Annotated in this window: 18 protein-coding genes, 2 tRNA genes and 2 riboswitches; of the genes, 15 read left to right on the top strand and 5 right to left on the bottom strand. The window is 60.3% G+C overall.

Annotation, left to right across the window (positions count from 1 at the left end; translation table 11 throughout):
• Nucleotides 1–5: 5 nt before the first annotated feature.
• The 3 genes from glgA to JDEN_RS05915 all read left to right on the top strand — a co-directional run bounded on the left by glgA (nucleotide 6) and on the right by JDEN_RS05915 (nucleotide 2134).
• Nucleotides 6–1220 (top strand): glycogen synthase, encoded by a 1215-nt coding sequence (gene glgA / locus JDEN_RS05900; RefSeq protein WP_015771457.1) that lies wholly within the window; start codon nucleotides 6–8, stop codon nucleotides 1218–1220.
• A gap of 98 nt (nucleotides 1221–1318) precedes the next feature.
• A riboswitch (guanidine-III (ykkC-III) riboswitch) is annotated at nucleotides 1319–1387 on the top strand.
• Nucleotides 1388–1397: 10 nt separating this feature from the next.
• Nucleotides 1398–1715, top strand: coding sequence for a DMT family transporter (locus tag JDEN_RS05910; protein WP_015771458.1), 318 nt, complete (start codon nucleotides 1398–1400; stop codon nucleotides 1713–1715).
• Nucleotides 1712–2134, top strand: coding sequence for a DMT family transporter (locus JDEN_RS05915; protein WP_015771459.1), 423 nt, complete (start codon nucleotides 1712–1714; stop codon nucleotides 2132–2134). Before JDEN_RS05910 ends, JDEN_RS05915 begins: the two co-directional genes overlap by 4 nt.
• On the opposite strand, the gene JDEN_RS05920 is transcribed toward JDEN_RS05915, so the two are convergent.
• Nucleotides 2124–2921, bottom strand: coding sequence for a hypothetical protein (locus tag JDEN_RS05920; RefSeq protein ID WP_049754436.1), 798 nt, complete (start codon nucleotides 2919–2921; stop codon nucleotides 2124–2126). The genes JDEN_RS05915 and JDEN_RS05920 overlap by 11 nt on opposite strands.
• Nucleotides 2922–2987: 66 nt before the next feature.
• On the opposite strand from JDEN_RS05920, the gene JDEN_RS05925 reads away from it, so the two are divergent.
• From JDEN_RS05925 to thiD, 7 genes are all read left to right on the top strand, one after another.
• Nucleotides 2988–3800, top strand: coding sequence for an ABC transporter ATP-binding protein (locus tag JDEN_RS05925; protein WP_015771461.1), 813 nt, complete (start codon nucleotides 2988–2990; stop codon nucleotides 3798–3800).
• Nucleotides 3801–3992: 192 nt separating this feature from the next.
• The gene (locus tag JDEN_RS05930; RefSeq protein ID WP_015771462.1) at nucleotides 3993–4421 is read left to right on the top strand and encodes an NfeD family protein; all 429 of its coding nucleotides are present in this window, start codon (nucleotides 3993–3995) and stop codon (nucleotides 4419–4421) included.
• Nucleotides 4422–4463: 42 nt separating this feature from the next.
• Nucleotides 4464–5675 carry an SPFH domain-containing protein gene (locus JDEN_RS05935; RefSeq protein ID WP_015771463.1) on the top strand — a complete coding sequence of 404 codons (1212 nt, stop codon included), beginning with the start codon at nucleotides 4464–4466 and terminating at the stop codon, nucleotides 5673–5675.
• A 109-nt stretch (nucleotides 5676–5784) separates the two neighbouring features.
• Nucleotides 5785–6633: a TrmH family RNA methyltransferase gene (locus tag JDEN_RS05940; protein WP_015771464.1), complete on the top strand. Its 849-nt coding sequence runs from the start codon at nucleotides 5785–5787 to the stop codon at nucleotides 6631–6633.
• 69 nt (nucleotides 6634–6702) lie between these two features.
• A riboswitch (TPP riboswitch) is annotated at nucleotides 6703–6797 on the top strand.
• Nucleotides 6789–7619: a hydroxyethylthiazole kinase gene (gene thiM / locus JDEN_RS05945; RefSeq protein WP_083775124.1), complete on the top strand. Its 831-nt coding sequence runs from the start codon at nucleotides 6789–6791 to the stop codon at nucleotides 7617–7619. (Overlaps the previous riboswitch by 9 nt.)
• On the top strand, nucleotides 7616–8362 hold the full coding sequence (gene thiE / locus JDEN_RS05950; RefSeq protein ID WP_015771466.1) for a thiamine phosphate synthase: 747 nt from the start codon (nucleotides 7616–7618) through the stop codon (nucleotides 8360–8362). The genes thiM and thiE overlap by 4 nt, the downstream gene beginning before the upstream one ends.
• Nucleotides 8359–9915 (top strand): bifunctional hydroxymethylpyrimidine kinase/phosphomethylpyrimidine kinase, encoded by a 1557-nt coding sequence (gene thiD / locus JDEN_RS05955; RefSeq protein ID WP_015771467.1) that lies wholly within the window; start codon nucleotides 8359–8361, stop codon nucleotides 9913–9915. Before thiE ends, thiD begins: the two co-directional genes overlap by 4 nt.
• Here thiD and JDEN_RS05960 read toward each other — a convergent pair.
• On the bottom strand, nucleotides 9912–10454 hold the full coding sequence (locus tag JDEN_RS05960) for a GNAT family N-acetyltransferase (protein ID WP_015771468.1): 543 nt from the start codon (nucleotides 10452–10454) through the stop codon (nucleotides 9912–9914). The genes thiD and JDEN_RS05960 overlap by 4 nt on opposite strands.
• A 187-nt stretch (nucleotides 10455–10641) precedes the next feature.
• Between JDEN_RS05960 and JDEN_RS13810 the strand changes: the two genes are divergently transcribed.
• The 5 genes from JDEN_RS13810 (at nucleotide 10642) to JDEN_RS05985 (ending at nucleotide 18280) form a co-directional block, all read left to right on the top strand.
• Nucleotides 10642–11370 carry a hypothetical protein gene (locus JDEN_RS13810; RefSeq protein ID WP_015771469.1) on the top strand — a complete coding sequence of 243 codons (729 nt, stop codon included), beginning with the start codon at nucleotides 10642–10644 and terminating at the stop codon, nucleotides 11368–11370.
• Nucleotides 11315–13012 (top strand): DNA polymerase Y family protein, encoded by a 1698-nt coding sequence (locus tag JDEN_RS05970; RefSeq protein ID WP_049754437.1) that lies wholly within the window; start codon nucleotides 11315–11317, stop codon nucleotides 13010–13012. Before JDEN_RS13810 ends, JDEN_RS05970 begins: the two co-directional genes overlap by 56 nt.
• Nucleotides 13005–16286, top strand: coding sequence for an error-prone DNA polymerase (locus JDEN_RS05975; RefSeq protein WP_015771471.1), 3282 nt, complete (start codon nucleotides 13005–13007; stop codon nucleotides 16284–16286). The genes JDEN_RS05970 and JDEN_RS05975 overlap by 8 nt, the downstream gene beginning before the upstream one ends.
• A 30-nt stretch (nucleotides 16287–16316) precedes the next feature.
• Complete coding sequence (locus JDEN_RS05980; RefSeq protein WP_049754438.1) at nucleotides 16317–17375, top strand: dihydrodipicolinate synthase family protein; 1059 nt, start codon at nucleotides 16317–16319, stop codon at nucleotides 17373–17375.
• Between the two features lie 65 nt (nucleotides 17376–17440).
• Nucleotides 17441–18280 carry a serine hydrolase domain-containing protein gene (locus JDEN_RS05985; RefSeq protein ID WP_015771473.1) on the top strand — a complete coding sequence of 280 codons (840 nt, stop codon included), beginning with the start codon at nucleotides 17441–17443 and terminating at the stop codon, nucleotides 18278–18280.
• Here the strand turns inward: JDEN_RS05985 and JDEN_RS05990 are convergent.
• The 3 genes from JDEN_RS05990 to JDEN_RS06000 all read right to left on the bottom strand — a co-directional run bounded on the left by JDEN_RS05990 (nucleotide 18243) and on the right by JDEN_RS06000 (nucleotide 19884).
• Complete coding sequence (locus JDEN_RS05990) at nucleotides 18243–19397, bottom strand: ROK family protein (protein WP_192940854.1); 1155 nt, start codon at nucleotides 19395–19397, stop codon at nucleotides 18243–18245. The two genes, JDEN_RS05985 and JDEN_RS05990, sit on opposite strands and share 38 nt — an antisense overlap.
• Before the next feature lie 266 nt (nucleotides 19398–19663).
• Nucleotides 19664–19751: transfer RNA gene (locus JDEN_RS05995), tRNA-Leu, on the bottom strand.
• 45 nt (nucleotides 19752–19796) lie between these two features.
• A tRNA-Leu gene (locus JDEN_RS06000) sits at nucleotides 19797–19884 on the bottom strand.
• Nucleotides 19885–19956 lie beyond the last annotated feature (72 nt).

Consider the following 19956-nt stretch of genomic DNA (forward strand, 5'->3'; position numbering starts at 1 on the left):
TTGGTGTGCGAATCGACTTGTTGACCAGAGAATTTCCGCCCCACATCTACGGAGGGGCTGGTGTCCACGTTGCGGAACTGTCCCGCGTCCTGAGACAACACGCTGATGTGCGTGTTCACTGCTTTGATGGCCCCAGAACAGGAGACGAGTTCGACGGTGTCACCGGCTATCACACCCCCGAACACCTGCGAGCAGCCAACCCGGCCCTAGCCACCATGGGGGTGGATCTTGCCATCGCCGCAGGGACAGCTGGCGCCGACCTCGTCCACTCCCACACCTGGTACACCAATTTTGCCGGGCACATCGCGTCCCTACTCCACGGGATCCCACATATTGTTTCCGCCCACTCCCTCGAACCGCTGCGCCCCTGGAAAGCAGAACAACTCGGTGGAGGGTACGCCCTGTCAAGCTGGATTGAAAAAACCGCTTACGAAGCAGCAGACGCCATCATCGCGGTGTCAGCAGGGATGCGCAACGACATCCTGCGTTCTTACCCTGACGTGGACCCTGACAAAGTCCATGTCATCCACAACGGCATTGACGTGAACTCCTGGGCCCCACCCACCCCAGAACAACAATCAGAAACCGATGTTCTCGAACGGTACAAGATCAACCCCACACAACCTGGTGTCGTTTTTGTGGGACGCATCACCCGCCAAAAAGGTCTGCCCTACCTCCTCCAAGCAGTCAGACACCTGCCAGACGACGTGCAAATCATCCTCTGCGCAGGGGCACCCGATACCCCGGACATTGCAGCTGAGGTCTCCAGCGCAGTCGCCGAACTCTCCCGCACGAGAAACGGTGTCATCTGGATCGAAGACATGCTGCCCCGCCACGAACTCATCACCGTCCTCAACGCCGCCAGCGTCTTTGTGTGCCCCAGCATTTACGAACCTTTAGGCATCGTTAACCTCGAAGCCATGGCTGTTGGACTACCCGTTGTGGGGTCCGCAACCGGTGGAATCCCCGAGGTGATCGTCGATGGAGAAACCGGATACCTCGTTCCCCTCGAACAACTCCATGACGGCACTGGGACCCCCTTGGACCCCGAGACCTTTGTTCGCGACTTGGCCCAGGCCCTAACCACAGTGCTTGACGACCCAGCCGCAGCAACACGTATGGGAAGCGCCGCGCGCACCCGAGTTGAGCAACACTTCTCCTGGGAAGCGATCGCCGAACGCACCATGGACCTGTACACACAGGTCATCGGTGCACACTAGGCACACCCGCCCAACCATGTTCCGCCCCACCGTGACACCACGGTGGGGCGGTGAACAACCTCACCACCCCACGACCGGTGAGATTTGCTAACCTCAACCCCAGGAACACACCACGTTCCCCGGACGAGGGGAGCCAGTACCCGGCGACGCGCAAAGACTGGCTCACAGGACACCACCATGCACTGGATCATTCTTGTCATCTCCGGGACACTCGAAGCGCTCTGGGCGACAGCGCTCGCAGATAGCGACGGTCTACGCCACCGCCGCGCCACGCTCGTCTTCATTGTCTCTGTCCTTGCCTCCACCGCAGGACTTGCCTACGCCATGACTGCCATCCCCACCGGAACCGCCTACGCGATCTGGGTGGGTATTGGTACAGTCCTCACGGTTGTTGTCGCCGTGATACGACGCAGCGAAACCCTGACCTGGGTCAGAGCCCTACTCCTCCTGGGAATCGTCGCCGGTGTGGTGGGGTTAAAGGTGGCCTCATCATGACCACTACCCCTACCCCACGCCGTGTCATCACCCACGTTCGTGAACACCTCACCGACAACGCAGCCTGGGCGGTTCTCCTGCTTTCTGCAGCCCTCGAAGCGACCTGGGCTACTGCACTGGGCGCATCACAAGGATTCACCCACCTGGGACCAACCCTTCTCTTTGCCCTGACTGCACCTGCGTCAATGATCGGTCTGTCATTGGGTATGCTGCGCATCCCTGTGGGAACTGCCTACGCCGTGTGGACAGGACTTGGCGCAGTCCTCACCGTCGGTTACGCCGTAACAACCGGCACCGAACTACTGACCACGGCAAAAATCCTCGCGCTAGCCCTCATTGTGGGGTGCACCATCGGACTAAAAGCCACCCACCCACACCCACCAGAACCACAACTCACAAGCACACCACCTACCCCATAGCAAGCGGCGATAACAACGTCGCCGCTTCCATTGCCCTTCGAGCCCGCTCATCCAACGTCCGTAACACCGCTCGCCGAGACGCCGCCGCAGACGCAGACACCGCGCCCCCCTCATCGCGCGTGGCCACATCGACCACTGTCCGCAACCGGGCGGCACGCTCCAACACGCTGACCACCCTGGCAGATATATCCGGCGGCACCACCAATGACAGGTCAACTGGGTCACGCAACGTGTCCACCACATCGGCAAACCACGGGGCACTGCGCGCCACATCAAGAGTCAGCAACGCCTCAGTCACCTCGTGCATCCCCGCCCGCAACTGACGGTCCGCATCAGCAATAGACCCGCACGCACCCATCACCTGCAGTTCCCACCCCTCCGGCACGTCAACCGCATCCCACACCACCGACCACCCTGGTTCAATAGCCGAGCCAAACTGTTCCACCTGCGGAATCAAGGCAACGTTGGCAGGGGAGGGGCCAGCAAGCCGAACCAGCACAGCCTCCCCAGCCTCCGTGGCATGAGGAGCAATCGACGCCGGCACGCTCGATACATCCCCCGGAACCGGGCACACCGCCACACATGCAGCAACCCGATGCGCCCACCCTGTCAGAACCTGCGCTAACGACCCTGAAACCAACCCACGTACTTGATGCGGCTCATCGTCACCCACCACACCGCGCAACGCATCACCCATCCGTGCGGGGGCCGCACACACCCGCGGCAACCATAAAGCCAACGACACCGACCGGGGAACTACCACTGCACCCTCAGAACCAAAGATCACATCACACACCGTAACCGCCGCTCACAATCACACCAAAACACCACGTCGGCCGATAGAGTGAGAACCATGACCACGGTTCTTGAACTGCACAACGTCACTGTCCGCCGCGCAGAGAAAAACATCATTGACGATGTCACCTGGCAGGTCAAAGACAACGAACGCTGGATTGTCCTTGGCCACAACGGGGCAGGGAAAACAACACTCATCCAACTCGCATCCGCCCGCATGCATCCCACCCAAGGAACAACCACCATCCTTGGCGAACAACTCGGGTCAGTGGATGTGTTCGAACTGCGCCCCCGCATTGGCCTGGCCACCGCAGCACTTGCTGAACACATTCCTACCGAGGAAACAGTCATCGATGCGGTCCTCACCGCAGCCTACGGAGTCACCGGACGTTGGCGTGAAGAATACGATGACCTAGACACCGAACGTGCACATGACCTCATGGCAGCGTTCCACGTTGACCACCTGGCGCAACGCACCTTTGGGACATTGTCAGAAGGTGAACGTAAACGTACGTTGATTGCCCGTTCCCTCATGGCGGACCCCGAACTCCTCCTCCTTGACGAACCTGCCGCAGGACTCGACGTTGCAGGACGTGAAGAACTCATTGCCGCGCTCAGCGAGCTTGCCGCCCACGAACTCTCACCAGTGCTGATCCTGGTCACTCACCACGTTGAAGAAATCCCTCCTGGGTTCACCCATTTGCTGCTGCTCAAAGACGGACACATTCACGCAGCAGGCCCCCTGGAAGACACCTTGACCAGCGAGAACCTCACACAGGCTTTCGGTACTCCGCTCACCGTCACCAGGACCGGTAACCGGTACACCGCCGTGGCGACACCTGGACAACGCAAGAACGGTCACCACGCCTGATCAACACAGTGGGAGCAGTCCCCACCTCCATGCCTGTGGATAACCAAAAAGATGATGTACCCCCTGGGTAAAGTGACGTAGATTAGTCACTCAAGAAACATTCAAAAACGCAGGGAACACAACGGTTGTGACCTCACGCCACAGCTGGCGGCCCACAACCACCACATCCTGCACAGACATATGGAGGCGAACATGGACTGGTGGATTTGGCTCATTGTGGCCATCGTGCTCGTCGTTGTCGAAATGCTCACCCTCGACCTGGTGTTGCTCATGATCGCAGGCGGTGCATTGGCTGCCGCCCTCGCCTCTGGGTTAGGTGTGGACAACCTCCTTGTTCAAGGGCTCATATGGGCAGTTGTGTCACTACTGCTCTTAGGAACAGCGCGCAGATGGATGCTCGAACGGTTCCGGGGGCGCGACACACTCAGCGAAACAAACGTGCACTCCTACGTGGGGAAGGCAGCACAAACCCTCACCGACGTCACTATGACCAGCGGACGCGTCAAGTTCCACGGCGAGGTCTGGAGCGCACGCACCGCAACTGGGCAAGTACCCCCACACACCACAGTCACGGTTGTTGCCATTGATGGGGCAACAGCGATCGTTGAGCCACTGGCTTAACCCCTTCTTTCCCCACCCCCACCACGATAGAAAGCAGAGCACATGGAACTGGCAATTATTGGTCTCATCGCGCTCGCGATCCTCGTTATCACGGTGCTGTTCAAGGCCGTGCGGATCGTCCCTCAAACCGTTGCACTCATTGTGGAACGCCTGGGACGCTACCACCGGACGATGGACGCGGGTCTTCACTTCTTGGTCCCCTTTGTGGACCGTGTCCGCGCTGGCGTGGACTTGCGTGAACAGGTTGTGTCCTTTCCGCCACAGCCGGTTATTACCTCTGACAACCTTGTTGTCTCCATCGACTCGGTGATCTACTTCCAGGTCACTGACCCCAAGTCCGCCGTCTACGAGATCGCGAACTACATCACTGCGATTGAACAGCTCACGGTGACCACCCTTCGTAACGTCATTGGTTCCATGGACCTGGAACAAACTCTGACTTCCCGTGACCAGATCAACGGACAACTTCGTGGCGTCCTTGACGAGGCAACCGGACGCTGGGGTATTCGCGTGAACCGCGTGGAACTCAAAGCAATTGACCCACCGGCATCTGTTCAAGGTTCCATGGAACAACAGATGCGCGCTGAGCGTGACCGCCGCGCGGCGATCCTCACCGCTGAAGGTGTGAAACAGTCACAAATCCTCACCGCTGAAGGTGAAAAACAGGCTGCGATTTTGCGTGCTGAAGGTGAAGCACAGTCCGCGATTTTGCGTGCTGAAGGTGAAGCACGTGCCATCCTTCAGGTGTTTGACGCGATCCACGAAGGTGACGCTGACCCCAAGCTTCTGGCCTACCAATACCTGCAGAAACTGCCAGAAATCGCCAACGGTTCCTCGTCGAAGATGTGGATTGTGCCAGCCGAGTTCACCACAGCTCTCAACGGGATCGCCTCCGGGTTTGGTGGAACCGCCCCAGAACCGGTGGACCCGCAAGCATTTGCCGGCACGAAAGATGCTGAAGGGCGCCGAGCACGCCGCGAACGCCTCGAAAAGGGGTTCGGGCTTACCGACCCAACTGAAGCGTTGGAAGAAGCTCGCCGTCAAGCAGAAGCTGCCCGCGCAGATGCCACCACGGCAGGCACCCGCTCTGGGCGTCCCGCTAACCCGCGCAGCACGGTGGGGCAAAACCCTGACGAGGCACCGAACAATGGCACCGGTCAAAACTTTGCGCCACCAGCACCACGGCCAGTCACACCCCCGCAAAGTCCAGATCAAGGCCAGCAACCACCGGCGCCTCCCGCACCTCAGCAGTAATACACTGTCGAGCACGCATCGAGGCTGACAGGTCAGCACACCACGAACGGGTGACCAGCATTGGTCACCCGTTCGCTTGTTCTCCCGTCAATAAGGAACAATAGGCTGCGTGCTTGAACCCATCACGTCCACCACTGACCCCCGCCTCGAGGAATACACCAACCTCACTGACATGAGGTTACGATCCCGCTTTGAACCAGAACGAGGTGTGTATATCGCAGAATCAGCGACTGTGATCTCTCGGGCTATCACAGCTGGGCACGCTCCTCGGTCCTTCCTCATGTCACCCAAGTGGGTGGAGCAGATGACACCACTGATGGATCAGTTCCCGAACATTCCCGCCTATGTGGGAGCCCCCGGGTTGTTAGAAGAACTCACTGGTTTCAATGTTCACCGTGGCGCGCTGGCTTCCATGCACCGCCCGGCTCTTCCTTCACTTGACGACTTCATGACAAGGATTACGAGGACCCACCAACCCAATGCGTTGGGAATCGACGGTCAATCAGCACGTTCTCGTATTGCTGTGCTGGATGGCATCATTGACCACACAAACCTTGGGGCAATCATCCGGTCCTGTGCGGCGCTTGGCGTGGACGGGATAATCGTCAACCACACCAGCGCTGACCCGCTGTACCGGCGTGCGATTCGAGTGTCCATGGGCACTGTATTCCAAGTGCCCTGGACCAGGGCGAACAACCTTATCGAGGTACTTGATCTGCTCCATGAAGCGCACTACACCACCGCTGCACTCGCTTTGAGCGACAATGCGATCACGTTGGACCAATTCAACGCAGAAAACCACGACAAGGTTGCGTTCTTATTTGGAAATGAAGGACACGGCCTGAGCGACCGCACGCTCGCGACCGTGTCCCGGGTTGTCACTATTCCGATGGCGGGCGACGTGGATTCCCTCAACGTTGCCGCAACAAGCGCTCTGGTCTTTTACGCAACCCGGTAACGCTCCAGCTTCCATCCCAAGAAGTGAACGTGCAGTTCACCAGGGGTGAGAAAAGGGAGTACAGTAAACAGCACGGACACGGGGTGCCCCCATTGGGGCTGAGATCACACCCGTTGAACCTGATCTAGTTCGTACTAGCGAAGGGAATGTCGCGGATGTTTGACGCGCTTTCACACACTCTTTATCATCCCTCAACAATCGCGCACACAGCGGTGGAGCTCCTGGATAGGGTGCGAGCCACCACGCCACTTGTGCACTGTCTGACCAACTCGGTCGTCACTGGATTTACTGCCAACGCTCTGCTGGCGGTGGGAGCAACACCTGCCATGGTGGATTTACCCGGTGAAGCAGGCCCGTTTGCTTCGGTGGCCGATGCGATCCTCATCAACCTGGGTACCCCGCACGCCGCACACCGTGACGCGATGCTCGAGGCCGTCCAGGTGGCCCGCACTCACGGTACGCCGTGGGTTCTTGACCCGGTGGCAGTGGGCATACTTCCGATCCGCACGGCCCTTGCCGACCAACTACGAGGCGAACATCCCACAGCGATCCGGGGGAACGCATCGGAAATTATGGCGCTAGCGGGCGCGGGAAGCGGGGGGCGAGGCACCGACGCCACGCATAGTGTGGCGGACGCACAACACGCGGCCCGCACTCTTGCCCACAGTACTGGTGGTGTTGTCGCCGTGTCTGGTCCCACTGATTTCATTACAGACGGTGACCGCGATATTTATTTAGGTAATGGTCACCGGTTTTTGACTACCATCACCGGGGGTGGGTGTGCTTTAGGTGCAGTGACTGCCGCGTTCTTGGCTGTGCACGACACCCCGCTTCTTGCGGTCACCGGGGCGCACATGGTGTACACGATTGCCGCACAACGAGCTGCCGACAAAGCACACGGACCAGGGTCCTTTCAGGTGGCGTTCCTTGATGAGCTTGCCACCGTGACGGGGGATGCCATTGTGGCGGAGGCGATCATCTCATGACGACCCAACCACGAACAGTACCCCCGACAACCTGGGCCTTGAATGAGGTATTACGGGTGTGTGTGGTGCTGGATGAGAGTCATTGCGCAGCTGCGGGTAGGAGCGTGACCCAGACGGTTGCGGACGCGGTTGCGGGTGGCGCCACCATGATTCAAGTGCGGGCCAAAAACGCTGATGACCGAGAGTTTTACTCACTGATTGCGCACGTGTGCGCAGTTGTCGATGGGCAAGTCCCCGTCCTGGTCAACGACCGGGTGGATCTGTTCCTTGCGGCACGGATGGACACGATGGCGGTTGCTGGGGTTCATGTGGGCCAGCGTGACCTGCCGGTGAGCGTGGTGCGCCGGTTGGTGGGGCAGCACGCACTGATTGGAGTGAGCGCATCACGGAAAGAGGAAATCAGGAGCGCTAGCCACGATTGGGCAGCAGTGTCTTACATCGGGTTGGGTGCGTTGCATGCAACCGGAACAAAAGCTGATGCTCCTGCCCCGTTAGGGCTTGAAGCGGTGGCCCAGCGCATTGAATTAGCGACCGTCCCGACTGTGGTGATCGGTGGGATTACGGTGGCTGATGTGCCAGCTGTTCGGGCGGTAGGTGCTGCAGGTGTGGCGGTGTCGTCTGCGGTGTGTGGTGCCCGTGACGCGGTCGCAGCTGCGGCACAGTTTCGGAGCGCCTGGGATGGGACGCCCGTCGGGGTTGGCAAACAAGAAGGACACACAACAACAGCAGGGGGCTCACAATGACAGCATCATGGTCACCTATTCGGGTACTGACTATTGCAGGGACTGACCCAACAGGTGGGGCAGGGGTACAAGCAGACATCAAAACGATCACAGCGTGTGGGGGGTATGCCCTGAGTGTTGTCACCGCGGTGGTTGCCCAAAACACAGTGGGTGTTCGTTGCTTTGAGTCGGTGTCTTCCTCTCTGGTTGCCGACCAGTTGGCGGCAGTGGCCAGTGACACGGCACCGGCTGCGGTGAAAGTGGGGATGTTGGGGGACCCTGCTGTGAGCCGGGAAGTGTGCGAGTTCGCGCGGCACCTCACCGTTCCTTTGGTGGTGGATCCTGTCATGGTGGCCACCTCAGGGGATGAGCTTGTGACTGGGGTAGCACGCGAAGCGCTATGGGAGCTGTTGCCGTTAGCGACACTGATCACCCCGAACATTCCTGAGTTAGCGGTGTTGTCAGGGATGGCGCATGCGGTTAGTGATGAGGAGTTAGAACATCAGGCGCGGCTGGTGGCGCACAAGTTCGGGGTCGCTGTGCTTGCGAAAGGGGGGCATCGTGTGGGTGACACCGCCAGTGATGTGTTGATCGGTGCCCCAGGCCCTGGTGGGCAGTGTGAGGCAGTGTGGGTGCATGCGCAACGGGTGAACACGACGTCCACGCATGGCACAGGGTGTTCGTTGTCGTCGGCGATTGCCACATTGTTAGGGCGTGGATATGACCTGCCGGAGGCGGTGCGCCGGGCGAAGGTGTGGCTTACCCAGGCGATTCGGGCGGGGGATCGGATGGCAGTGGGGACCGGTCATGGTCCTCTTGATCACATGTGGGCTGCCCATGATGTGTTTGCTCGGGCGGGGGATCACGGTGATGCCCAGGATGTGGCTTCCCAGTGGTGGGCAGACATCATGGGGATTCGTCATGCCATTGATGAACTGGAATTTGTTCAGCGCCTAGGAAATGGAACACTGCCGCCTGAGGTTTTTGGGTGGTATGTGCACCAAGATTCCGCGTATTTGCGGGAGTATTCGCGGGCGCTTGCGATGGCGTCGACTCTTGCTCCCACCCGTGAGGAGCAGGAGTTGTGGGCGCGCGGGGCGCATAGCGCCATTCATGTGGAAGCGGGAATGCATCACACGTGGCTTGCGCATGCGCAGATGGAGCAACCAGTCGTCACCTCGCAGGTGACGCATGGATATGTGAACCATTTTCTGTCGTATGCGGCACGCGGCGACTATGAAGGGCTTATTGCTGCGTTACTGCCGTGCTATTGGCTGTACCAGGACATTGGTATGCGTTTATATCAGCGGTATTGGACGAGCGAGCACCCGTACGCGACCTGGCTGGCCACCTACCATGATGAGGACTTTGCGGCTGCCACGGCCGCTGTGATCGATGTGGTGACGACGGCCGCTGCGCGCGCTGATGCGGGCACCACCCAGCGGATGCGTGATGCGTTTATTGCTTCTGCGTGGTGGGAGCATGACTTTTTTGCGGCCCCGTATCGGCGTGCAGTCCCACGCGGTGACGATGATGAGGGCACAGGGGCGCTGTCCTCGGTGGTGTCTTTTTAGAGACCGGGTTCGGTGGTGGGGTGGTATTGCATCACGTGGTCGCAGTGAAGTCCGTGCCCGACCTGCATTGTTTTGGTGCCTACCGGTGTGAAGCCGCACCGCAGATAAAACTGATGTGCCCGCACGTTGTGTTGATTGACCGCGAGCCACAGACTGTCAGCGCCGTGACCGCGTGCATTGCTCACGGTAGCGGCCATAAGGCGCTTCGCAGTTCCGGTCCCATGCAGTGATGGTGAAAGGTAGAACTTACTCACATACCCTGTTTGGTGCCCTTGAACCCCAAAACTGGGGTCAGGGGCACCGGCGTGTTTCGTCAGGACAAGGGAGTACCCGACAACGCGAATGCCGGCAGCGCACACCACAATGTGGGCGTCGTCCCTGGTCAGATAGTCAGTGAAAGAGGGAGTCCCTAATTGGTCAGCAATGAACGCGTCAATATCTGCCCGTGGGGTTCCTGGTGGACACGCTAACGGGAACGTGGCGGCAGCAACCTCGACAAGACGTGCGCAGTCGCTGAGGTGGGCACGACGAATGATCACGACCACACCCTACACCCCGATACTTGTGCGTCACGGACAGTCCGCTGCACATCAGGCCTGTGAACAGCATGTGTGCATTGCTGGTCTGACGGCGGTATCCTCAAACCATATTCGAACACACGTTCGAATATGGTGGTAGGTTCTTAACCCTCACCACCCCCACAGCGACACCGGTGAGGAGGACCCCATGAGCGCGACAGCCCGGCTTGCCCTTGCCCGCACGATCTTACGCACCGCCGAAACCCGCCATGGGATCACCACACACACCCCCCAACCTCTTGCCCCCGACCCGCACTACGCCCTCATCGATGCCTTCCACCCGCTCGTGGGCACCCACCTTCACCCAGGCGCAATCCACCGCGTCACAGGAGCCGCGAGCATCACCCTGGCGCTCCTGATTGCGGCGAGCCACAACAACGCGCGCATCGCCATCATTGGAGCCTCCCACCTCAGCATGGTGGCCGCCCACGACCTGGGGGTTGCCACCCACAATCTCATCATTGTGACTCAACCAGCCCGGCACACTCCCACCATTGCAGCAGCCTGCATTGACAGTGCCCACATCACAATCCTTGGCCCTCAGGCGGTTCTTTCCCCATCAGAGCACCGCGCACTCACCGCCCGACTACGCGAACGCGGTCATGTCCTTGTGACCACCAACCCCCACGCTCACGCCCCCATCATCATGAAGGCGCGCGCACCCACATGGCGCGGCCCAGAACAAGGGCGCTACCACCTCACCGACGCGAGCTGGTACGTCCATGCCGCCACCAGAACAACAGAACACACAGCCGTCCTTCACCTCGCTCACGGACGCTTCACCACCACCCCCACCCCAGCTGCACGAAACACCCCACCCCATGTCATCAACCACCCCCACCTCACCCTCGCGCACTCTGGCACTATGGGTGCCTGACTGGCCTGTCATCGTTGCGCTCGCCCTTGCCCACCTGCCACCCCACACACCAGCGATCACCGTGTCCGGCACTCGTATCACTGCCGCCTCTGCCTTCGCCCGCGCAGCGGGTGTGCGCACCACCATGGCTCTGCGTCACGCCCAAGAAACTCTGCCCACCCTCACCTGCCTCCCCACACCACCCACCGACATCCTTGCCCGCGAACACGAACGCATCGCCCAGGTCCTTGACTCTTTCCTTGCCCACCTGACCGTGCTGCGCCCCGGCCTCACTCTTGCCCCCATTGACGGTGCGCTACGCCACTACCCTGACCCGCCAACCTTCCTCGCTGCCGTCACTGATGCGATCACTGACACCACCGGGATAGACCCCTGGGCGGGCATCGCTAACGGCACCCTGCCCGCTATCCTCGCCGCTCGGCGCGGGCGCATCCTCACCCCCGATGAATCTTTGCCCTTTATCCAGACCCACCCCTTACACACCCTGCGTTACACCACCACTGCCCCCACCCCCGACCCTGAACTCACTGACCTGCTCGCGTTGTGGGCAAAACTTGGTCTGCACACCTACGCAGACCTCGCCTCGTTGCCACCCACCGATATAGCCACCCGATTTGGTGCACGCGGCATGTGGGCATACCACATCGCCATCGGACGGGAAGAACCACTGGTCAGCCAGGACCGTAACGAACCAGATATCACGGTCTCCTCCACATTTGACGAACCCCTCCACCGGGCAGATACCGCCGCGTTCTACGCCAAACAGTTGGCCAGCCAGTTACGGGAACAACTCGTGAAACAAGGATTGAGCGCCTACGAACTCCGGGTATCTGCCCGCACAAATGAACGGATACTGACCCGCACCTGGCGTGCAGACCCCACCATGGTGGGAGCACTGAGCGAACACGCCATCACACAACGGGTGCGCTGGCAGTGCGATGGGTGGCTCAGCGCATCGGCGATCTGCCCGCATACCCCAAAGGTGGGACCGCTTGACATGGTGGAACTCACCGCAGTTCGAGTGATCCCCGCCGGACACCACCACCCCACACTCTGGGGGGCAGACAACACAGACAACGACCACACCCGGCGCCTCGTGGAACGCCTCAGTTCCCTGGTTGGACCTGATGGTGTTGTTGTCCCTCGCATCACAGGAGGACGAACCCCCGCCGACCGAGTGACCTACGTTCCCTGGGATCAGGAGGTCACAACAACCCATGGCGGTGCGCCACACACCCACGTGAGCGCGCTCGCAGGTGTTGAGGAGTTGCCGTGGCCAGGGCGTCTTCCTGCTCCTGCCCCGTCAGTGACGGGGGAGCCGGTGAAGGTGTGGGTGCGTGACCCGGCAGGACGTGAGGTGAGAGTAGATGATCTCGGGGCATTGGTGTCTCCGCCCTACCGGTGGTGCACTGCAGGTGTTCCTCTTCCAGGCACTGAACACGTCAGTGGGGGAGTGGGGGATCATACGGTCACTCAGTGGTCAGGTCCATGGGTGCTTTCTCCTGCCTGGTGGGCCATGTCATCGTCCTTTGATTCGCCAGGGGAGTCGCAGGCTTACCTGCAGTTAATGAGTGATTCTCATCCGCCCATTATGGTGGTTCTCCGCGGGCGCACCTGGTGGTGGGAGGGGACTTATGAGTAGTCCTCGGTACGCGGAGTTACATGCTCATTCCACCTACAGTTTCCTTGATGGGGCCTCAAGCCCGGCCGAGTTTGTTGCTGAAGCTGAACGGTTAGGGTTATCGGCGTTGGCGTTGACGGAACACAACGGGTTGTACAGTGCGGTGCAGGTAGCAACTGCAGCGAAAGACACGGGTGTGCGCACTGTTTTTGGCGCGGAGGTGAGTGTCACGCCAGCTGATGCGCCTGAACCCGTTGCTGGGCATCGTGACCCGCAAGCGGACCATCTGGTGGTGTTGGCTCGCGACCCGCGCGGGTATCGGGCGTTATCGCATGCATTGTCTTTGGCGCACTTGGCAGGTGGCGCCAAAGGGCGCACCCACCACACATACACGTCATTGGCTGATCAGGGTGATGACCAGTGGGTGATTCTCGCAGGGTGTCGAAAGAGCCCGATTCTTCGCGCGCTACAGCGTCAGGGACATGACGCAGCGTTAGAGGTGGCCCATGACCTCGCGCAGAGGTTTGGGCGACAAAACCTGGTCATTGATTGGGTGCGGCGGGGGACCGCCTACGACGATGCGTTAGGCGATGCGGTAGAGCGTGTAGCCCAAGAGGCGAAGATCGCGCTGATTGCCTCCACCAACGCCCACTATGCGCACCCTCGTGACCACCGGCGTGCTGAGGTGCTGTCAGCATTGGGTGCAGGAAGAACCCTGGCAGACAACGACCCATGGCGGTTAGCTTCACCCACCGCACACCTACGGTCAGCACGTGACATGGTGCGCCTGCACGCTAGGCGCCCCCACAGTGTTGATGCCGCTGCCCGTCTTGCTGATGAGCTCGCGTTTGACTTCGATGTGGTTGCCCCACGGTTACCGCCCTACCCGGTTCCCGCCGGACACGACGAATCCACGTGGTTGCGTCACCTGACTGATAACAAAGCCCGCCGTGTGTATGGCACCAGGGACACCAACCATGCTGCGTGGCAGCACATTGACCATGAACTTTCCATCATCACGAGTTTAGGATTCGCCGGGTACTTCCTCATCGTTCACGACATCATGGAGTTTTGTTCCACCCACAACATTCTTGCCCAAGGGCGAGGATCAGCGGCGAACTCCGCTGTCTGCTACGCACTGGGCATCACCGCTGTGGACGCTGTCCGCCACGGGTTACTGTTTGAACGGTTCCTTGCCCCAGAACGTGATGGACCACCAGACATCGACATTGACATCGAATCGGGTCGCCGCGAAGAAGTCATCCAACACGTGTACACCCGGTACGGTCGCCATCATGCGGCCCAGGTCGCCACAGTCATCACCTACCGTCCCCGTCTCGCTGTGCGTGACGCAGCCCGAGTGTTGGGGTACCCCATCGGGCAAGTCAACGCATGGAGCAAAACCATTGATCGTTCCTTTCGCCCCGACACACCCCCAGGAACCCCAACCACACCAGATCACACCTCAGACCTGCCCGCCCCCACCACACAGCCACCCACCCCTCATGATGGACGCGCCGACCTCCCACCTGCCGTGCGTGACACCGCATCGCTTCTTCACAACCTTCCCAGACATTTAGGTATCCATTCCGGAGGAATGGTCCTGTGTGATCGCCCCGTCACCCACGTGTGTCCCGTGGAATGGGGGACAACCCCCGGTCGAACCGTCCTGCAATGGGACAAAGAAGACTGCGCGGATGCAGGACTCGTCAAATTCGACCTCCTCGGCTTGGGGATGCTCACCGCACTGCGCATCGCTTTTGACCATGTTGCAGCCACCACCAACACCGCACTGGGCCTATACACCCTGCCCCCAGAAGATCCCGGCGTATACGAACTCCTCCAAGCAGCCGACACTGTCGGTGTATTCCAAGTCGAATCCCGCGCCCAAATCTCCACCCTGCCCCGACTCAAACCCACCTGCTTCTACGACATCGTCATTGAAGTCGCCCTCATCCGCCCCGGCCCCATCCAAGGCGGCTCCGTCCACCCCTACCTCCGTCGCCGCCAAGGACGCGAACCAGTGACCTACCCCCACCCCCTGCTCAAACCCGCCCTGGAAAAAACCCTCGGCATCCCCTTATTCCAAGAACAACTCATGCAGATCGCCATTGACGCCGCCGGGTTCACCCCCGCAGAATCTGACCAACTACGACGCGCCATGGGATCCAAACGCTCCACCGCCCGCATGGAAGCGCTGCGTACCCGCCTCCTTGACGGCATGGCCCAACGCGGGATCCCCCCACACGCCAGCACAGAAATCTACGAACGCCTCAAAGCCTTCGCCGACTTCGGATTCCCCGAATCCCACGCCTTCTCCTTCGCACACATCGTCTACGCCAGCGCTTACCTCAAACGCCACCACCCCGCAGCCTTCTACAGTGCACTCCTTGCCGCACAACCCATGGGTTTCTACAGCCCACAATCCCTCATGAACGACGCCCGGCGCCACGGCCTGACCATCCACCGCCCCTGCATCGCCACATCCACCATCACCGCCCATCCCACCCCCAACACCCCCCAACCACACCCACCACAACACAACCCCCACACATTCCACACACCCGCCTCAGCACGCTACGTGCCCCTGCCCACCACCCACGCCATCCAACTCGGACTGACCGACATCCACACCATCACACCCACCATCGCACAACGCATCATCACCGCCCGCACCACCACCGCTTTCACCGACATCAACGACCTTGCCTACCGTGCCGAACTCACCACCACTCAACTCGAAGCCCTCGCCGCCGCGGGAGCCCTACGCACCCTGGGAATCACACCCAGACAAGGCATCTGGGCTGCCGCAACTGCCAGCAAAAATACCCCCCACACCCTGCCCGGCCTCACCCCCCACCACATACCAGCCCTGCCCCCCATGACCGCCCACGACACCGCCCACGCCGACTACTGGTCCACCCGCATCACCCCCAACACCTACCCCACCCAACTCATCCGCCCCCACCTCACCGCACAAGGCATCCTCACCGCCCATCAAGTCAACACCCACGAACCCAACAGACGCGTCACCACCGCTGGCATCGTCACTCACCGCCAACGCCCCCCAACAGCCCACGGCATCACCTTCCTCTCCCTTGAAGACGAAACCGGCATCATCAACGTCATCTGCCCCATCACCATCTGGAACAGACACCGCACCACCGTACGCACTGCCCAAGCCCTCATTGTTCGCGGTAGAGTAGAGCACGCAGATGGGGCAACCAATCTCCTCGCAGAACACATCTCACCCCTCAACCTAGGAGTGGCCAGCACCTCACGAGACTTCCGCTGACCCCCACCCGCCCACCAACAGTCTGGACAGATGCCCGTGCTCGGACCCGTAGCGGCCTACCTGCCCACGCCGCGCAACCCCCAAGGACGACTCAACGTTGACGTCCTCCAACGCCTCACCACCCGCGCCACCCGCCACGGCGCCCACTCCATCGCGGTCCTCGGCTCCGTGGGAGGCGCCCCCTACATGCCCCGAGCCATGCGCAAAAAAACCATCCAAGCCGCAGCTGAGGTCACCACAGACACCAACACCCCACTCATCGCAGGCATCGGCGCACTGAACACCGCCGAAGTCCTCGCCAACCTCGAAGACGCCTACCACGCAGGAGCCACCGCAGCCCTCCTGCAACCCATGGCCTACCACCCACTCCTCGACACCGAAATCCACACCCTGTACGCCACCATCACCGACATCACCCCCATCCCCATCTGGATTTACAACAACCCACGCACCACCCAACACCACTTCAGCGCCCTGCAACTGGCCGACCTCGCTCACCTTCCCAACATCGGCGGATTCAAAGACCGCGCAGCCAACCCCAGCGACATCACCCACCGCATCAACCTCATCACCCGCCACACCACCCACACCACCCTCGACTTTGGTTTCTCCGGTGAAGACAAAGGCGCCGACATCCTCCTCAACAACGCCCACACCTGGCATTCCGCGCTCGCGGGGATCATGCCTGAGCTCACTCATGAGATTGCGGGCGCAGCGATGGCAGGCCGGGACGATGAGAGCGCTGCAGAGTATGCCCGGTCGTTGCAGAAGGCGTTAACCCCACTGACCGTCATTTTTGGTCAGTATGGTGGGATCCGTACTGTGCATGCGATCGCGGAACACCGGGGCATGGATTTGGGGGAGTTACCCTCACCGCTTGGGCCCATGCCAAGTGCAGCCCAAGGGCTGTTGTCGGTGGCGCTGCGGTCCTTAGAAAGAGCCCACGAGTCGTTGACGTTACGCGCGCAAACAGCAGAGACCAACGCTGTTCCGCGTGAAGGGGGACGACGCGCGGGACGAAACGTGAACACGGCCAAGGAGCCTACGCGCGCTTCGACAAGCGAATATGTTCCGCGCCGGGCCCGGTAACTCCACCACGAAGACGTGCTTGCCCTGGTGGTAGATGTGTCAATAGACGAGGGAAGGACAGTGTCGTGTCAGCTGTGCAACAGATAACAGGGTGGCCGGTGCCACATGCAGCGGCAGCTGTGATCACTCCTGATGGCGTGGTGGACACCTGGGGGCCGCAAGAGATGGTCTTTGAGTTGGCGTCGGTCACTAAGCTGTTGACGAGTGTGGCAGTGCTTGTGGCGTTGCAAGACGGTGCGCTCACTTTAACGACTGTGGCAGGCCCCCCAGGAAGTACAGTGCGGCATGTGCTTGCGCACACCGCTGGGTATGAGTTTGATACTGATGCCACCCGTGGGGCGCCGGGGGAGCGGCGCATGTATTCCAATACGGGTTTTGAGGTGCTTGCTGATGTGGTGGCTCAGCATGTGGGCCAAGATTTTCCCAGCTATGTGCGCGATGTTGTGCTCCAGCCATTGGGAATGACCCACACCGATGTGAGTGGGTCGCCGGCGGCAGGTGCACAGTCCACGGTCGCGGATTTAGCCCGGTTTGCTCACGAACTTCTTGTGCCCACGGTGTTACGGCCCGCTACTCTTGCTGCAGCCCGTACCACTCAGTTCCCTGATGTCGCTGGCCTTCTGCCTGGTTTTGGGCGGCAAACCCCCAACCCTTGGGGCTTGGGGTTTGAGGTCAAGGGGTCGAAGTCCCCGCATTGGACTGGTTCGTTGAACTCCGCACGAACGTTTGGTCATTTTGGGCAGTCAGGAACCTTCTTGTGGGTGGACCCGGACCGCCAATTGGCGTGTGTGGCGTTGACTGACCGCGCCTTTGGGCAGTGGGCGATCCACGAGTGGCCGCCGTTTTCTGATGCGGTGGTGACTGAGTTTAGTGGTGGGAACGAGCATCAAGATACGCGGGTGTAATCACGGTGTCCAACGCGAGAATAGCCCCACCTCGAAGGTAACCTTCTGAACCAAACACAGCGGAAGCGATCGCTGGGGCTCTCGTGCGGCGGACATCCATCAGCGCGTTGTCGAACGCCTGAGTAAATGCGCGTGACGCGAGCCGGCGCACGGTCAGTGCATGTCCGCTCATCACAATGACGTCTGGTGCCAGTGCGTTGGTCAGTCCTGCAAGGCCTCGTCCAAGCCCTTGGGCGATCGTGGCGAGTCCTTGACCGAGGTTGGTGCGCGCTGAGGTGAGGGTGCGGGTTTGCAAGGGACCGTGTGCGGTGATGTCCCTGACTGTTGCGTACACCCCTTCGGGATCAAGTAAACATTCATCAGAGATGGTGTGCACGTATTCTTCTGGGTCCACCGGTGGCGGGTCGCCCAGAGAGCGAGCAAGAGCGTACCCGTCGGTGACAGTTGACCAGCACCCGTAGGCGCCGCAACGACATTGGATGGTGGGGTCTCCCATGGGCAGGTGACCGTATTCGCCACCTGACCCGGTGGCCCCAGACACGACTGAACCGTGAGAGATGAAAGCGCCACCGATGGACGAGGTGATGTCGATGAGAAGGACCCCGCGATATCCGTGTGCGGCTCCTCGCCGGTGGTGGTATTCGGCCAGTGCGGACAAGGTGGCGTTATTTTCGATCATCACTGGCAGGGGAGCGAGCTGGGTGACAAGGTCAGTGAAGTCGAGGTGATCCCAGCCCAGGAATACTGGTTGTGTGTGTGTGTTTTCGGTGATTGTAGAACGCATGGAGACAACAACACACACGAGCCGGGAGCCCAGTTCATTGTGTGCGTTAGTGAGCACGTCGGTCAGTGAACGAAGGAAAATCGTGCGTGACGGGGGGATCGATTCGACCCGGTGAATGTGAGGGATCCCGTCAATGTGGGCGAACGCGAGCCGCCAATGGGTGTGGCTGACATCAATGAGTGCTACAACTGGCCCCCTGGGGTGGGGGCGCACCATCAACGAGGGGCGTCCGCGTCGTTGCGAGTGAACGGACTGCTCAAAAATCAGATTGAGGTCACGGAGTTTCGCGCACGTGTCTGTCATGGTGGACGATGACAAGGCCAGGTGATTCATGATGTCACTTCGTGTTCCCCCTGTGTCATGCGTGCGCAGGTAGCGAAGGACGCTTGTTGCGGTATCCCAACGGGTGTGCCTGGTGAAACCAGTGTCGTTCATCAGCGGCGGACCATTCCTTTGTCGGACACATGTGTGCGCTGTGAACAGCCTAAGTCACGAACACGCCATTGTGTTGTGTCAGTCACATGTTGAGGTGAAAACGTGACCAACGTTGAGGGTGAACAGCATAAAGGCCGGTTCACTGAGAACCGGCCTGAACAATATGGTGTCCGGAGGGGGACTTGAACCCCCACGCCCTAATACGGGCACTAGCACCTCAAGCTAGCGCGTCTGCCATTCCGCCACCCGGACAGGTGACTTACACTTCACAAGGATTAACGATGCTTGTGACCATCGTGGTGTCCGGAGGGGGACTTGAACCCCCACGCCCTAATACGGGCACTAGCACCTCAAGCTAGCGCGTCTGCCATTCCGCCACCCGGACAGGTGACCTGCGATCATTGGGATCGCGGCGCGGTTAACAATCTAGCACGACCAGTAGGGTTCCTGTCGAATC

Origin of the sequence: Jonesia denitrificans DSM 20603, assembly GCF_000024065.1 — a bacterium.
Taxonomy (GTDB): Bacteria; Actinomycetota; Actinomycetes; order Actinomycetales; family Cellulomonadaceae; genus Jonesia; species Jonesia denitrificans.

What these genes read in the sequence shown, in the direction of transcription:
- JDEN_RS05980 (WP_049754438.1), top strand. Translation starts at nt 16,317, where the DNA reads ATGCCCGTGCTCGGACCCGTAGCGGCCTACCTGCCCACGCCGCGCAAC.
- thiM (WP_083775124.1), top strand. Translation starts at nt 6,789, where the DNA reads ATGTTTGACGCGCTTTCACACACTCTTTATCATCCCTCAACAATCGCG.
- thiE (WP_015771466.1), top strand. Translation starts at nt 7,616, where the DNA reads ATGACGACCCAACCACGAACAGTACCCCCGACAACCTGGGCCTTGAAT.
- JDEN_RS05975 (WP_015771471.1), top strand. Translation starts at nt 13,005, where the DNA reads ATGAGTAGTCCTCGGTACGCGGAGTTACATGCTCATTCCACCTACAGT.
- JDEN_RS05970 (WP_049754437.1), top strand. Translation starts at nt 11,315, where the DNA reads ATGTCATCAACCACCCCCACCTCACCCTCGCGCACTCTGGCACTATGG.
- JDEN_RS13810 (WP_015771469.1), top strand. Translation starts at nt 10,642, where the DNA reads ATGAGCGCGACAGCCCGGCTTGCCCTTGCCCGCACGATCTTACGCACC.
- JDEN_RS05925 (WP_015771461.1), top strand. Translation starts at nt 2,988, where the DNA reads ATGACCACGGTTCTTGAACTGCACAACGTCACTGTCCGCCGCGCAGAG.
- thiD (WP_015771467.1), top strand. Translation starts at nt 8,359, where the DNA reads ATGACAGCATCATGGTCACCTATTCGGGTACTGACTATTGCAGGGACT.
- JDEN_RS05930 (WP_015771462.1), top strand. Translation starts at nt 3,993, where the DNA reads ATGGACTGGTGGATTTGGCTCATTGTGGCCATCGTGCTCGTCGTTGTC.
- JDEN_RS05910 (WP_015771458.1), top strand. Translation starts at nt 1,398, where the DNA reads ATGCACTGGATCATTCTTGTCATCTCCGGGACACTCGAAGCGCTCTGG.
- JDEN_RS05990 (WP_192940854.1), bottom strand. Translation starts at nt 19,397, where the DNA reads ATGAATCACCTGGCCTTGTCATCGTCCACCATGACAGACACGTGCGCG.
- JDEN_RS05935 (WP_015771463.1), top strand. Translation starts at nt 4,464, where the DNA reads ATGGAACTGGCAATTATTGGTCTCATCGCGCTCGCGATCCTCGTTATC.
- JDEN_RS05915 (WP_015771459.1), top strand. Translation starts at nt 1,712, where the DNA reads ATGACCACTACCCCTACCCCACGCCGTGTCATCACCCACGTTCGTGAA.